This window comes from Bacillus sp. NPDC077411 (assembly GCF_044543425.1).
Lineage (GTDB): Bacteria > Bacillota > Bacilli > Bacillales > Bacillaceae_G > Bacillus_A > Bacillus_A bruguierae.
Genome location: NZ_JBITWA010000027.1, coordinates 16,409 through 30,060, shown reverse-complemented (window position 1 = coordinate 30,060; position 13,652 = coordinate 16,409). Strand labels below are relative to the sequence as shown.

General features: G+C 36.8%; 13 protein-coding genes. 1 reads left to right on the top strand and 12 read right to left on the bottom strand.

The window, feature by feature from the left end; genetic code table 11:
* Positions 1 to 96: 96 nt before the first annotated feature.
* From lonB to ACIGHG_RS22795, 6 genes are all read right to left on the bottom strand, one after another.
* Positions 97 to 1,767 (bottom strand): ATP-dependent protease LonB, encoded by a 1,671-nt coding sequence (gene lonB / locus ACIGHG_RS22820; protein ID WP_336471099.1) that lies wholly within the window; start codon positions 1,765 to 1,767, stop codon positions 97 to 99.
* Between the two features lie 145 nt (positions 1,768 to 1,912).
* Positions 1,913 to 3,178 (bottom strand): ATP-dependent protease ATP-binding subunit ClpX, encoded by a 1,266-nt coding sequence (clpX, locus tag ACIGHG_RS22815; protein ID WP_090920322.1) that lies wholly within the window; start codon positions 3,176 to 3,178, stop codon positions 1,913 to 1,915.
* Positions 3,179 to 3,441: 263 nt separating this feature from the next.
* Positions 3,442 to 4,725 (bottom strand): trigger factor, encoded by a 1,284-nt coding sequence (tig, locus tag ACIGHG_RS22810; protein ID WP_336471098.1) that lies wholly within the window; start codon positions 4,723 to 4,725, stop codon positions 3,442 to 3,444.
* Between the two features lie 322 nt (positions 4,726 to 5,047).
* The gene (locus tag ACIGHG_RS22805) at positions 5,048 to 6,052 is read right to left on the bottom strand and encodes a hypothetical protein (protein ID WP_336471097.1); all 1,005 of its coding nucleotides are present in this window, start codon (positions 6,050 to 6,052) and stop codon (positions 5,048 to 5,050) included.
* Positions 6,053 to 6,258: 206 nt separating this feature from the next.
* Complete coding sequence (locus ACIGHG_RS22800; protein WP_090920311.1) at positions 6,259 to 6,507, bottom strand: hypothetical protein; 249 nt, start codon at positions 6,505 to 6,507, stop codon at positions 6,259 to 6,261.
* Between the two features lie 269 nt (positions 6,508 to 6,776).
* Positions 6,777 to 6,986, bottom strand: a complete 210-nt coding sequence (locus ACIGHG_RS22795) for a group I intron-associated PD-(D/E)XK endonuclease (RefSeq protein ID WP_336471411.1) — start codon at positions 6,984 to 6,986, stop codon at positions 6,777 to 6,779.
* 50 nt (positions 6,987 to 7,036) lie between these two features.
* Between ACIGHG_RS22795 and ACIGHG_RS22790 the strand changes: the two genes are divergently transcribed.
* Positions 7,037 to 7,651, top strand: coding sequence for a PH domain-containing protein (locus tag ACIGHG_RS22790; protein ID WP_396550666.1), 615 nt, complete (start codon positions 7,037 to 7,039; stop codon positions 7,649 to 7,651).
* A 441-nt stretch (positions 7,652 to 8,092) separates the two neighbouring features.
* Here ACIGHG_RS22790 and ACIGHG_RS22785 read toward each other — a convergent pair whose 3' ends face one another.
* The 6 genes from ACIGHG_RS22785 to ACIGHG_RS22760 all read right to left on the bottom strand — a co-directional run bounded on the left by ACIGHG_RS22785 (position 8,093) and on the right by ACIGHG_RS22760 (position 12,550).
* On the bottom strand, positions 8,093 to 8,578 hold the full coding sequence (locus tag ACIGHG_RS22785) for a hypothetical protein (RefSeq protein ID WP_336471095.1): 486 nt from the start codon (positions 8,576 to 8,578) through the stop codon (positions 8,093 to 8,095).
* Positions 8,579 to 9,432: 854 nt separating this feature from the next.
* A complete protein-coding gene (locus tag ACIGHG_RS22780) occupies positions 9,433 to 10,122 on the bottom strand; it encodes an HNH endonuclease (protein WP_396550663.1) in 690 nt (229 codons plus the stop codon).
* A 270-nt stretch (positions 10,123 to 10,392) separates the two neighbouring features.
* Entirely contained in the window at positions 10,393 to 10,776 is a 384-nt protein-coding gene (locus ACIGHG_RS22775) for a hypothetical protein (RefSeq protein ID WP_396550661.1), read from the bottom strand.
* Between the two features lie 132 nt (positions 10,777 to 10,908).
* Positions 10,909 to 11,574 carry a hypothetical protein gene (locus ACIGHG_RS22770; RefSeq protein ID WP_396550659.1) on the bottom strand — a complete coding sequence of 222 codons (666 nt, stop codon included), beginning with the start codon at positions 11,572 to 11,574 and terminating at the stop codon, positions 10,909 to 10,911.
* 56 nt (positions 11,575 to 11,630) lie between these two features.
* The gene (locus tag ACIGHG_RS22765) at positions 11,631 to 12,239 is read right to left on the bottom strand and encodes a terminase small subunit (protein ID WP_396550657.1); all 609 of its coding nucleotides are present in this window, start codon (positions 12,237 to 12,239) and stop codon (positions 11,631 to 11,633) included.
* Positions 12,236 to 12,550: a hypothetical protein gene (locus ACIGHG_RS22760; RefSeq protein ID WP_396550655.1), complete on the bottom strand. Its 315-nt coding sequence runs from the start codon at positions 12,548 to 12,550 to the stop codon at positions 12,236 to 12,238. Before ACIGHG_RS22760 ends, ACIGHG_RS22765 begins: the two co-directional genes overlap by 4 nt.
* Between the last annotated feature and the right edge of the window lie 1,102 nt (positions 12,551 to 13,652).

Below are 13,652 nucleotides of genomic sequence, written 5' to 3'. Positions count from 1 at the left end.
CGACTTAAGCGAAGCCTAGAATATATCTCAATGATTTAACTTTCTTCTTAGCGAAAACTGTCGCTAAAAGTCCGATTGATCGGCTAACACTTTCTTTCAAATCGATTGTGCATCATCTTCCTCAAAAGAGAGCAACGTATCGCCTGTTCGCTCCATTTTTTCTTGTACACATGCTAATGCAAATACTTCTTTTAATTTTCGGACAGGAACAATTTCAATACCTTTAATTGTATAAAGAAGGGGCTGCATATTTTCTGCGGGGATGAGCACTTTCTTTACCCCGGCCTTTTTCGCTGCTTTTACTTTTGCATAAACACCGCCGACTGGTTTTATTTCCCCGTGAATACTAATCTCTCCGGTCATCGCTACTTCATTATTGACATACATGCGATGAACTGCAGAATATACACCTGTTGCAATTGCAATGCCGGCAGATGGACCATCAATAGGAACACCGCCTGGAAAGTTAATATGTATATCATATCCTTCTGGCAATAAATCCAGTGAACGAAGGACAGTGACAACATTATCAACAGAACCTTTCGCCATACTTTTACGGCGAATCGATTTTGCTTGATTACCGATACTCTCCTCTTCAACAATTCCCGTTACTACAACAGACCCATTTTCTTTTGCCGCAATTGCTGTTACTTCTATTTCAAGTAGTGCCCCTGTATTAGGTCCATACACAGCTAAGCCATTTACAAGGCCGATTCTTGGAATTGGATATATACGTTTTTCGTATTTAGGTGTCAATTGACTGGAATGAATCACCCATTCAATATCTTCATCCCTTATAAAAGATCGTCCTTCGTTAATTGCCATTCCAGCAGAGATTTGCACAAGGTTAATGGCTTCTCTTCCATTTCGCGCGTACATTCCAATCATTTCTACGCCTTGTTTACCCATCTCCATACTTACCTTTTCAGCAGCATTTTCGGCTACCTCTTCAATCTCTTCTGTATCTAATTCACGAAAAAAGACTTCTAAACAACGCGAGCGAATCGCTGGAGGAATTTCCTCTGGGGAACGTGTTGTCGCACCAACAAGACGAAAATCAGCTGGTAATCCCTTTTGGAAAATATCGTGTATATGCGTTGGAATGAGAGAATTTTCCTCACTATAATATGCACTTTCCAAAAACACTTTGCGATCCTCAAGCACTTTTAACATCTTATTCATTTGAATTGGATGAAGCTCTCCAATCTCATCAATAAATAAAATACCTCCATGCGCATCTGTGACCGCTCCTTTTTTCGGTTGCGGAATACCCGCTTGTCCCATCGCACCGGCCCCTTGATAAATCGGGTCATGAACAGAACCGATTAACGGATCAGCAATCCCTCGTTCATCAAACCGCGCTGTTGTGGCATCAAGTTCAATAAATGTTGCATTCATTCGAAATGGAGACTTCATATTTTTCTTCGCTTCTTCTAATACGAGCCGCGCCGCCGCTGTTTTCCCGACCCCTGGTGGTCCGTATATAATGACATGCTGCGGATTTGGTCCGCATAGAGCTGCCTTTAATGATTTAATACCATCTTCTTGCCCCACAATATCGGCAAACGAAGCCGGACGAACCTTTTCAGCAAGTGGTTCTGTTAACGAAATTTCCCGCATTTTCCGAAGCTGCTCTAGCTCTTTCTTTGATTCTCTATCGATTGAAACTTTTTGCGTTCGCTGGTTTCGGAGTAAGTGCCAAAAATATAATCCGACAATTACACCAAAGACAAGTTGAACGATTAAAAAAATATTTGTCCAGCTCATATTCATTTCCTCCCGCTATGTTTTACTCATTAGTATCCCCTGGGAGGAAACACGCTAAACATAAGAAGAAACAGCAATTATATAATTGCTGTTTCTATCGTTTATATTCCATTGCATAAATAATGGGGGCCAAAGCCCCCACTATTTATGCAGATGTTTTTGTATCTTGCTCAAGTACAGTACCATCTTGAAGCACTAATTTTGGCGCAGCATTTTCTGTTACTGTTTCTTTTGAAATTACACATTTTTCAATGTCCTTACGAGATGGAAGTTCAAACATCACATCTAACATAAGACCTTCAATAATAGAACGAAGTCCACGTGCACCTGTTTTACGTTCAATTGCTTTTTTGGCAATTTCAACAAGAGCTTCTTCTTCAAACTCTAATGCAACATCATCAAGCTCCAATAACTTTTGGAACTGCTTCACAAGCGCATTTTTCGGCTTTGTTAAGATGTCAACAAGAGCATCTTCATCAAGTGGCTCTAAATTCGCAATAACCGGAAGACGACCAATAAATTCTGGAATTAATCCAAATTTTAATAAATCTTCTGGCAATACATGCGATAAAACATGCTTTTCTGTTACATCAGCATTTTTCTTCTCAGAACCGAAGCCAATCACTTTTTCACCAAGACGGCGTTTAATGATTGGTTCAATACCATCAAATGCACCGCCACAAATGAATAAAATGTTTGTCGTATCGATTTGAATAAACTCTTGATGTGGATGCTTACGACCACCTTGAGGCGGAACGCTCGCTACAGTTCCTTCTAAAATTTTAAGAAGTGCCTGTTGCACACCCTCACCAGATACGTCACGCGTAATTGACGGATTTTCTGACTTACGAGCCACTTTATCAATTTCGTCAATATAAATGATTCCTTTTTCCGCTTTCTCTACATCATAATCAGCTGCTTGAATAAGTTTTAATAAGATGTTTTCTACATCTTCCCCTACGTATCCAGCTTCCGTTAAAGATGTTGCATCAGCAATTGCAAATGGAACATTTAAAATACGCGCTAATGTTTGAGCTAATAACGTTTTACCGCTACCTGTTGGCCCAATTAAAGAAATATTACTTTTCGCTAATTCTACATCATCAATTTTGCTGCTAGAATTAATGCGCTTGTAATGGTTATATACCGCTACCGCTAATGCTTTCTTCGCTTGATCTTGTCCGATTACATATTCATCCAAAATTTCACGAATTTCTACCGGCTTCGGTACATCTTTGAATTCTACTTCTTCATCTTTTGCAAGCTCCTCTTGCACGATTTCTGTGCAAAGCTCTATACATTCATCACAAATGTAAACCCCAGGACCTGCCACAAGTTTTCGAACTTGCGTTTGTGTTTTACCACAGAAAGAACATTTTAATTGTCCTTTCTCATCATTAAATTTAAACATATTTTCACACCCCTTACAAAGTGCTAAAACCTTGCCTTCGTATGTACACGATAAATGTATCGTATGTAAATACATATTATGTCACTACGTGGCGAGAAATACAAATAATATAGTTAGTTATGTACAAATAAAAATTTTTAAAACTTTTGAAATATGTATATTCGACTTTTGAAGAATCATTTCCTTCTTCATAACAAAATGTTTTACAAATATATTTATATTTATAAAACAAGGCACGAGCAATGTCGCGCCTTGTTATTTTATTATGCAGTCTTGCTGTTATCTACTAAGAAATCTACTGCTTTACGAACTTGAAGATCTTCTTTTACACCTTCAACGTTACCAAGAGCTTGTTTCACAGCGTCTACTGGCATGTTGTACATTTCAGCCATTTTTTCAATTTCTGCATTTACTTCTTCATCTGTTGCTTCAATGTTTTCAGCTTTGATGATTGCTTCAAGAACAAGGTTAGTTGTTACGCGTTTTGCAGCGTCTTCTTTCATTTGTCCTTTTAATTTCTCTTCATCAGTACCTGTGAATTGGTAGTAAAGTTCTAAGTTCATGCCTTGGTAGCTTAAGCGTTGTTCGAATTCGCGAACCATACGATCTAACTCAGTTTCGATCATAGCTTCTGGAATATCGATTTCTGCATTTGCAGAAGCTTTTTCTACTACTTCATCACGAACTTTGTGTTCAGCTTCTTGCTTTTTGCTTACTTCTAAGTTTTCACGAATTTTTGCTTTTAACTCATCAAGAGTTGCAACTTCTTCGTTTGCATCTTTCGCGAACTCATCATCTAAAGCAGGAAGTTCTTTCACTTTAATTTCATGAATTGTTACTTTAAATGTAGCTGGTTTACCAGCTAGTTCAGCTGCATGGTATTCTTCTGGGAATGATACTTCCACGTCTTTTTGTTCGCCAGCTTTTAGACCAACTAATTGCTCTTCAAAGCCTGGAATGAATGTGCCAGAACCGATTGCTAAAGAGTAGTTTTCGCCTTTTCCGCCTTCAAATGCTTCGCCATCAACGAAACCTTCGAAGTCGATTACAGCTGTATCACCGTTTGCTACAGTACCTTCTTCTTTCACTACAAGCTCAGCTTGACGCTCTTGTAAAGATGTTAATTCATTCTCTACATCTTCGTCAGTTACAGTAGCATCCATTTTCTCTACTGTTAAGCCTTTGTATTCGCCTAATTTCACTTCAGGTTTTACAGTAACTTTTGCAGTGAAAATTAAGTTTTGACCTTTTTCGAATTTCTCGATGTCGATTTCAGGATGAGCAACTGGGAAGATACCCGTTTCATCGATTGCTTCTCCGTATGCTTTTGGTAAGATGATATCTAAAGCATCTTGGTATAAAGATTCTACACCGAAGCGTTGTTCGAATAGCGGACGAGGCATTTTCCCTTTACGGAAGCCCGGTACATTAATTGTTTTTACTACTTTTTTGAACGCAGCGTCTAAAGAGTTGTTTACTTCTTTCGCATCAACTTCAATTGTTAAAACGCCAACGTTTCCTTCTAATTTTTCCCATTTTGCAGCCATTTATTCTTTCCCTCCAACTATAATAATGTATGCACATACCTTTAGAGATCGAGGCCTTTATCGTTTCTCAAAAAGAAACAACAAACGCAAACTGATAAATTCAGCCTTCTATCCACTATAAAAAACTTGGGACATATACTTCTCAATCTACTATTTGCCCAAAAGACAAATACGGTATATTTTGTTCGAGAATAATATGAAACATATAAGTAAGAGAATATTTGTTTCTATTCTCTTATAAAAAGGCAGATTTAAGCCTTTTGCAACCCTTACATTATAACATAGAATACTCTCGTTTCAATAACTGAAACATTCTTTTTCATTATACTGGCATAAACCCTTCTTTCTCAATACGTAAAAACCACTGATATGCAATATGGTATTCTTCCAGTGTAATATCATATTCACGAAGAAGCTTCTCTTCATCGATTGGCATTCCAAAGCGCTTCCTTCCAACTCTCTCTAAAACAGCTGCCCATAACTCGTCTTTGTCCGTTAATAGAGGAAACGGGAAGAGACTTGTCTGCATTTCTTTCCAATATGTAATCATTGCCCCATACATCGATGGATTATCATGCTCTAATCGTTCAGATAATATATGTAACACTTCTCCTGTATCATATTGATTATAAGCCAAATTAGCCGGTATAACTGTTATTATCTCACCAAATTTTTCTACATCTATCTTTTCTTGCATTCCAAATTCCATCAATGCGTATAAGATAGAAGTTTTAATATACGGGTGTTTCGTTTCATCTAATAAAAATGTACGCAACGTCGGCAACGCCTTCTCGACATGTTTAGTCGCAAGACGATTCACCGCGCGCAGTTGCTCCCCGTAGTCACCAGTCAGCAAGGCATCCACAAACGCAGGTTCATCAAAAGATAAACCGTCATCTATCTCTACTACTTCTTCACTCTCTAGCATACTCTTTGCAAACAAAGCAAGTTGTGCTAACTTTTCCTTTTGCTCTACTGTTATTTCTTTCGTTTGCAAAACAGACTGAACCGTTTCAATAATACCTTCATAATCATTTATTTGCACTAAAATCGTAATATACGTTTCGAGAATATCTTGAAATAAGAACTCACCTGTTTCAAGCAATTTCTCGCATCGCTCTTTTGCTTCTTTCATTTCCTTTAATTCTAGCAAACAAATAACTGAAGCTAATTCTGATTGCTCTGTCTGCGCACCGTATTGGCGCAACATTTCGAAGTTTTTTAACGCATCTTCAAACCGACGCTCGCGCAATGCAATAAATCCTTCATCGGTAAATCGCGCTGACAATTGCGGAAACAATACGACCGTACTTTCTTTTTTATCCATACGCTCGCCTCTTTTTTTAGATTTTCAATACACTTTAAAGTTAATATAACAAATGACAGTTCGGAACACAATAATTGACATCTGTTCGTTTTTATTGAGAAAATGCCGATTTCTGTTATACAAAAGATTGAACATATCAGCGGGAAATATGAAAGCAGAAATTTCATAAATAAAACAAAAAACTCTCTGCTGCCGATGCGGAGAGTCTAATGGAAAGCTTTTATAATAGTAGGGTATATAAAGAGGGTTATCATTTGAAGAACAATAAACGTCATCACGATGATGCTAAAAAAGACAATAAGCTTACTACGCTTCATTAACAACATAATAATTATGATTGTACCGATGATTAAACAGATGAAAAATATACTTACACTTGAGCTTAATAATCCACTTGGAAACATGAATAATAAGATTACACTACAAACTCCAATCATTCCTAATAGCCATTCCATTCTCTGTCCCCTTAAGTCTGTATTTATGCTATTAACTGTTTTACAACCTCAATCATGTGAGTCAGTTTATCATACGCAATAACTCCAAAAGCAATCGTTAAAGCTGCTACAGCTAATCCTTTCATCATTTTTTCCTCCTCGATTCGTCTTTGTTACCTTTATTATAAAATGTTTAAAAATAGTTACCATCGAACTACCTTACATATACCTTACAGAATTGTAAGATTTCTCAAAAAATACCACCTCAGTTAACATACACTGGGGGAGTTTTATGGTATTTCCCTATATTCATCTGCAAAATTTATATTCTTTTCTTGATAATTTTTAGGAGCTTTAACTCTTAAATTAATTGATTTCCGAAAGACTTTAGGATTGAAATAATAACATAAATCGGTTTGAGGACAATATACACTATAAAGTTTCATTTCACCGTTCGTTTCTTCCTTCTTATATTTAACATTTCTTTCTGCATAAATGATATAATACTATTGCGATTATTCTGAAATTAATAACGAAAGGATGATTCACTATGTTCAAAAAAGTAGCAGCTGATATGCTTGGCTTAAGTGATATTGGAACCGTCATTACCCCTGCTGATTACGATAAAGTAGATGCTGATGATTATGTCATGCATGAAGAAAATGAAAAAATTTATTTTTTAATCAAATCAAAAACAGACGAATATTGCTTTACAAATACAGCTCTTATTCACGTTGACGGAACGAGTGCCGTAAGTAAGAAACGTACACTTCGCCGTTATAAATACAACACTCATAAAATTTCTAACGTCCTGCTCGAAACGGCTGGTACTGTCGATTTAGATATTGAACTTAAATTTACTATGGGCGGGGAGCATTACTCCATTGATATACATAAAAAACATATTGAAGAAGTAAAAGATTTATATAAAGCACTTCTAAAAATCGCTGAAATTACTCACGAAAATGACATCGCAACGCAATACGCACATAAAAGCCTGGAAATGGCATCTTCTACATTAAGTAATGTAAGAAATGCTGAATTAGATCTTGCAGCACAGTTTAAAGAAATTAATCAGATTGCATTCAACTGGCTTGTTGATACGAAGAAACAATACAATGTAAAAGATTTCGGATTTGTATTTGAGAAGTTTATTAACAATTAATGTACATCACGAAAAAGGAAAGCAGTCTTTGCGGCCGCTTTCCTCTTTTTTCTATATTAATCTGTCAGTTCTATAAGACGTATTAAGTATTGTTTTCTTCAAGCACTTCCAAAAGGCCCTCTAGTCTCCTACTGTAGCCAAAAAGCTCTTGCCAACTATCTCTGTTTTTGAATGTACTTTTTTAAATAAATTCCACTTAATCTTTCTTCCATCCAAGAAACTCGATACTAACCCTGCTACAAAATCATCATATTCCACTAACTCGGCATAAATATCACTAAACGTATCATCTTGACAACAACAATTGGAATAATTCAAAAAAGACTATTCACTATGTAGTTTAAATTTTTCTTGAAATTCTGCTTTCAAGGAAGTTTCTTTTGTGTCTTTTTCATTTCAGAAAAATCAATTTAAAACACCAGTCTCTCCTCACAATCTAAATTAAATCGTATACTTCAACTTTTCTATTGTCTTAAGAATCTCATTTCTATTCTTTGAAAGTTTCATCCATTTTGGTAGCCTACTCTCGACGCTTAAATAATATGGTCTAAATGGTCTTAAACGTTTCTGAACATAATCTTCTACACGATGAAGATGTTCGAGATTAAAGAACCAAAGCTTACGACCACAACATTCCCTTTGCAAATATAAAGGTAAACCAAAGTACCAATCAACACCATGTTTTTCATTGAATAATTCATGGTTAAATGCCCACAAATTATCCCATCTTCTTTTAGGATGAATGTCTTTTGTTAATCCACATTTACTACATAATAACCGTTTAGATTCATGACCTATATATCTAGGCTCATCTTTTCCTTTTGCGTTATCTGGAGTAAAAACCCTCGCACAACTATTACATCTAGGACAATGAACTAAGAATAAATCCGTATGCTCTATTAACATTCCACCGTAGTTACCTAGCATATTTTTATTCCACCGCCTCCTTTGACTATTTAGATATAATAACAAAAGTGATTACCTTATAAGCAATCACCACCATGCTCTAAAAATCCCTATTATCATAACCGTTGTTACAACTAAAGATTTTTTCACTTATTTATCTCTTTACAAACTACAAAATCTTCTCATTTAAATATTCTATTCCTTATTCAAATAACCTGCTCTAACTTTTAACATAGTCAAAAGTTAAAGCAGGTTACAGATTATATATTCCTTTATTTCTTTTGAGCAAGACAAAACCCCCTACACCATTTAACTAAACGATGTAAGGGGTATAAAAAAAAGAAGTGCACTCATGCACTTCTCTGTAGCGTCCCAGGAGAGATTCGAACTCCCGAGCCAATCTATAAACTTTGCGTCATAATAGCCGATACAATTCAGATGTTGAAACATTCCAGTTTTCGGTCAAGTGACCTTTTGAGAAAATCTTATCCTATTATATAGATTTCCGTCAAGGAAAAACTTTCTTGTTTCTTCCTGTTATTTCAGTTACCCTCAAAAGTTTTTAGTAGTGAAGAGCCACCTTGAGATGTAACTCTGGTGAACTCTTGACCGTCTTCGTTTATGAAGATTATCTCACGGCTTCCATATCTTCCAAGTACACAGCTTTTAAATTCTCTCTTTTTAAAGAAGTGTAGCAAACCCCGTATGAATTTCATCACGAATGTTTCACCCAAACCTTTTCGAGAGCATCCTTATCAGCTAAATACTCAGCACAGGCGAATAAGATTCCAACAATCTGCAAGTTCGTCATAAAAGTGTTACCTCCTAGTGCCAGCACACGAGGTCGCACCCTCTAGAGCTAGCTTATTTAGTTTTCAAAGCGCTTTTTTACCATAAAAGGGTGATACTCCGTTGCTGTACATCTCGTGATAAGACTTGTATGCATATTTACGGCGAATACCATTCACATCTTTATCTGTCAATTTAGCCCCACATTCAAGAGGTTCAAAACGTTCAGCGATTTGCTTATCCGTTAAATTCATCTCAATATATTTAAGAACTGTATAGAATCCTATGTAGTTGAGCTTTGCATTATCTCTTACAGCCTTAACTCTATTATCTTCTGAAGACATCCAGCTTAAATTGCTATGACGGTTATTCCATCGATTGTTATCAAAGTGATCGCAATCAAGGTTATCGCTGTAATGGTGTGGCTTGAATGTTTCAGCGATAAGCCTTGATACCCTACGTTGAGTACCTTCAATGGTTACTACTAGATACTTATTTTCAAGTTCAGTCAATTTAGCAACCTTTCCTTTAAGCTCCCTACCGTCAGTGCCTTTATATTCTAAGCGGTAGATTCTCCCTAGGTTACTACATAAGATATTATATTTAGGATGCTTAACCCAAAACTCTCCAGCTTTTTCTTCCTCCGTGATGTGTTCAAAGTATTGAGCTTGATTTTCTCTCCAAGGAGTTTCTTCGCTTAGAAGCTCAACCACCTCGTTTAAAACTGATACTGGACTTTCGTCCGCTACAACTAACTCATCATAATTTGATTTCATGTTTCATATTCCCCTTTATATTTAATTTATTTTAGATAACGCCATCTCATTGTTACTACTGTAAGTAACATACTATCCCTCATAGTGAGCTTATGCTCAGTTACGAAGGAGTATTGATATTATCATCTTCATAGTATGCTCACAAATTCACTCAGGTGGGCAGTCAATCGAGCAAACATCTTGCGCCCCCCCTAGAGGTGATCACTTTCTCCGTAGTGGGAATCTTATAGAGCACATCCACAAATAGTTTCCCAAACAAAAAGCCTCCTATCACTTGAGAAGCTGTCTAGCTAATTTCATAGTCATTTGACCTTTTAAGATATCCCTGTCGATGTCCTTAATATGTGCTAGTCCTTCAAGGTTAACACTATTTACGACTGTCTCTTTAAAGTGTTCAGCTCTACACATCCATAGGAAGCGATCATTTTGATCAAGCACCTGAAGAGACTTGTATCCTTTCTTCACGTATTTAGCTAATTCGATTCGGCTAATAAGAACAACGTCTCCGTATCCGCATAAGGATTCGAGAGAATACTTTGTATGTTGAATGCGGTTAAGAATTCGTTTTGCTTCATAGTTAGATACAATAAAGTTGTATCCTGCTGTTGACTTGATATTATGAATTTTATCTTCTTGATTAAAAGTATCTGTCATTTTGGGGAACAGCTCCTTCGAGGTTTATTTTTTTGAGGTAAAATAGAGAAAGCCGCCATCTCAGAAGATGACGACTCGTGAGGAATTAATTACTATTTGATTGCTTCACTAGTTGATAAGCTTGAGCACTCATTAAAGAGTATCTCCTTCCATAGTAGATGCTTCAGAAGGTAATGGGATAATCTCTTGAGCCGCAATAGAGTCAGAAATGTTGCGCTCCAGCTCTAGGATCTGATTGTTGATATCTTGTACATTTTTAGGATTACGAAAAGCATCCATGTATTTCGCTTCTTTAGAGATTGGAACAATTGCGTTTCTATCTTCAGAGTTTTCAAATTGAGTCCAGTCTTCAACGTCTGTATTGCAAATTAGTTCAAATGTCTCGAAAGCTGGTTTAAACTCATCAGCCATAGCAATCATATTGAAGAACTTTTCACTTTCTTGTACTCCTACATTTGAGCCGTACTTCAACTTATTATAGATGATCGCATCAACTTGCTTAATAGCTTGTTGCTCCATGGCACTCATTTGCTTGAATTCAGCTTGAGTAAGCGGCTCAATAGATTTGATATGACTTGTCATATCCGTTTCAACCTTGCAGAGATTTCCTTCAACTTTTAAGTAGCTTGTTGTATTCTGACGTGTACCGAACTGAGCAATTCGCATGTTATCTTTTAAGTTTTGTAACTGTTCTCGCTTTAAAGTGATCTCATTATTGAATGCAGTCTGTTCAGCTTCAGCGATTTTCATTAATCGTCTCCCTACTGAAGTATTTAAAAAGTCATTTAAGTTTGTCATATAAAATCATCCTTTTCTAATTTTTATAGTTGAGTGCTGCCGAAAATTGGCAACTTTTAAATATCAATATAGTCATCATTTGAAGGCGTTATATCTTTACGGGCTAAGCTATTTTCTACAAGTTCCTTGTCAGAATCTGAAATGTCGACAATGATCGTAGTGTTTCCCACTGGATTGTTCTCGTCTTTACCGTTGAACAGAATCTTATGAGTTTTAAGCATGAATTCTAGAGCTTTCAAGCGATCTTTATTGCTTACTCTTAATTGCGATACTTGTCCACTTTTCATATTTAGAACATCTTCAGTAATTGGAGTCCCGTCAGTCTTCATCCCTCTAGCAATCTCTGACGCAAGTGCGAGCGATTCATGTAAGCTAACAACATTGGAGAAGCTCTCTCGCTGCATGATAGCCGTGTAGTAGGCTCTTATGTTTGGATCATTCTTGAGCTTATGTCCGTATTGTTCTGTAATGCCAGCCTCTTTTGAAGCTGCTCTTATATTCATATTGTTCTTTACTAGGGAGTGCACGAACTTTTGTTGCTTGAGGTTTACTTTGGAGACAATCTCAAAGGGTACATCATGGAAGTTTTGTATTGCTCTGTCGATATCTGAGGGGGATAATGCGGAATAGCTTTTTTCATCATCGTAATGGGTGATATCATTCATTCAGCTTCACCGCCAATGATAAATAACCTCTTCTGAAGTTCCTCCACCTTGAGCATGACATCATTGGTTACGCTCATTAGCTCATAATCAATAGAGAACGGAATCACTTCTAAGACCCTATCAATAACGTTTGCGGCTTTGTCGTGGGATGCTTCACCGTTTAGCACTCTGTAAAGTGACCCACGTCTGACTCCAGCTTGCTCGCATATCTTTGTAAGGTTTTGGTGTCCGAATGTGATGCTAAAGATTAAAAAACGTACTTGTGGACGAATCTCAGGAGATAACTTGCTTAATTTAACGGGGATTCTCATTTGTAGAATCATCCTTTCTATGTGGGATTGTGCGTAGTATTCTTGACGATTGTCAAAGATATGTCCTAATAAAACTCCTGAGTTATTCGCTAAGGAGGATGCTACGAGCTTAGGAGTTTTATTAGAAAGGGGAGTTTTCCGTTCTCCCCAATCTTCAAAGGAGAAAATTCTATGACAGTAGAAACCTTATTGAGTAGTTAACTCTGTGTTTGTACTTTTCGGAATACAAACGATAGGAGATAAACAAATTATCTGAGACTTAATACTCTTAAGTATTTTCCGCTACTTAGATATCACCGAAAATAATAATTTGCTTAAAAGTGGTTTTGCCGTAAGGCTAAAAGGAGAAGGAGTTCAATTGAATAATGAGATCACGCAATTGATAACATTACTATTGAGTAGCTCCATTGATGATACGAGGGTCTCTTTTCAAAAAAGGATGAATCTCTTTATAGGGTCATATCACCAATGGAACAACCCCAAGAGAGGAAGCTCCATACGTTTACGGAAGGTTTTGATTGCATGATAGAGAAAGGAGTGTGTGATGAGTGTCTTTCAAAGGGTAAATTACTTTGGAGATAAGAAAACGATGAGTCATACACTTGCTCCAAACTTTTATTGAATGGAGCTAACTGAATACATGCACTTTGTGTTCTCCCAGTAGGTAAACATACACAAAGTTTTATTTGAGGGTATTTCCCCCATATATATATACTTTAGCATGTTAGCGGACAAATGTCAAGTATAACCCTCAATTTTATCACTATTTATACGTATTCGTCAATACTTTTTACGTAGAGATCACCTCTTTAGACGGATATCAGTCAATTCTTTAAAGCGCCTAAACACGTTAGGGGAAATCTATACTTGGAAGCCGAAACACACGATAGGGTATCATACACGTTGACTCCTAGCTGTATATTGCTTGTTTCTTAAAGCCCCCCCCCGTGGACTCAAAGGTCTCGTGAAGCCTTTCGTGAATTCCCTTTGTGCCGAACCTTCAATGAAACGTATCTCTCATTGGTTCTCTTCTTCGCTTCTCTCTTCTTCTTATCCGCCAACCACTCATCAGCAACCCATCAGCGACTCACTCATCAACGTT

Coding starts and splice junctions, on each gene's coding strand:
- lonB (WP_336471099.1), bottom strand. CDS start 1,767: ATGAGCTGGACAAATATTTTTTTAATCGTTCAACTTGTCTTTGGTGTA.
- clpX (WP_090920322.1), bottom strand. CDS start 3,178: ATGTTTAAATTTAATGATGAGAAAGGACAATTAAAATGTTCTTTCTGT.
- tig (WP_336471098.1), bottom strand. CDS start 4,725: ATGGCTGCAAAATGGGAAAAATTAGAAGGAAACGTTGGCGTTTTAACA.
- ACIGHG_RS22805 (WP_336471097.1), bottom strand. CDS start 6,052: ATGGATAAAAAAGAAAGTACGGTCGTATTGTTTCCGCAATTGTCAGCG.
- ACIGHG_RS22800 (WP_090920311.1), bottom strand. CDS start 6,507: ATGGAATGGCTATTAGGAATGATTGGAGTTTGTAGTGTAATCTTATTA.
- ACIGHG_RS22790 (WP_396550666.1), top strand. CDS start 7,037: ATGTTCAAAAAAGTAGCAGCTGATATGCTTGGCTTAAGTGATATTGGA.
- ACIGHG_RS22785 (WP_336471095.1), bottom strand. CDS start 8,578: ATGCTAGGTAACTACGGTGGAATGTTAATAGAGCATACGGATTTATTC.
- ACIGHG_RS22780 (WP_396550663.1), bottom strand. CDS start 10,122: ATGAAATCAAATTATGATGAGTTAGTTGTAGCGGACGAAAGTCCAGTA.
- ACIGHG_RS22775 (WP_396550661.1), bottom strand. CDS start 10,776: ATGACAGATACTTTTAATCAAGAAGATAAAATTCATAATATCAAGTCA.
- ACIGHG_RS22770 (WP_396550659.1), bottom strand. CDS start 11,574: ATGACAAACTTAAATGACTTTTTAAATACTTCAGTAGGGAGACGATTA.
- ACIGHG_RS22765 (WP_396550657.1), bottom strand. CDS start 12,239: ATGAATGATATCACCCATTACGATGATGAAAAAAGCTATTCCGCATTA.
- ACIGHG_RS22760 (WP_396550655.1), bottom strand. CDS start 12,550: ATGAGAATCCCCGTTAAATTAAGCAAGTTATCTCCTGAGATTCGTCCA.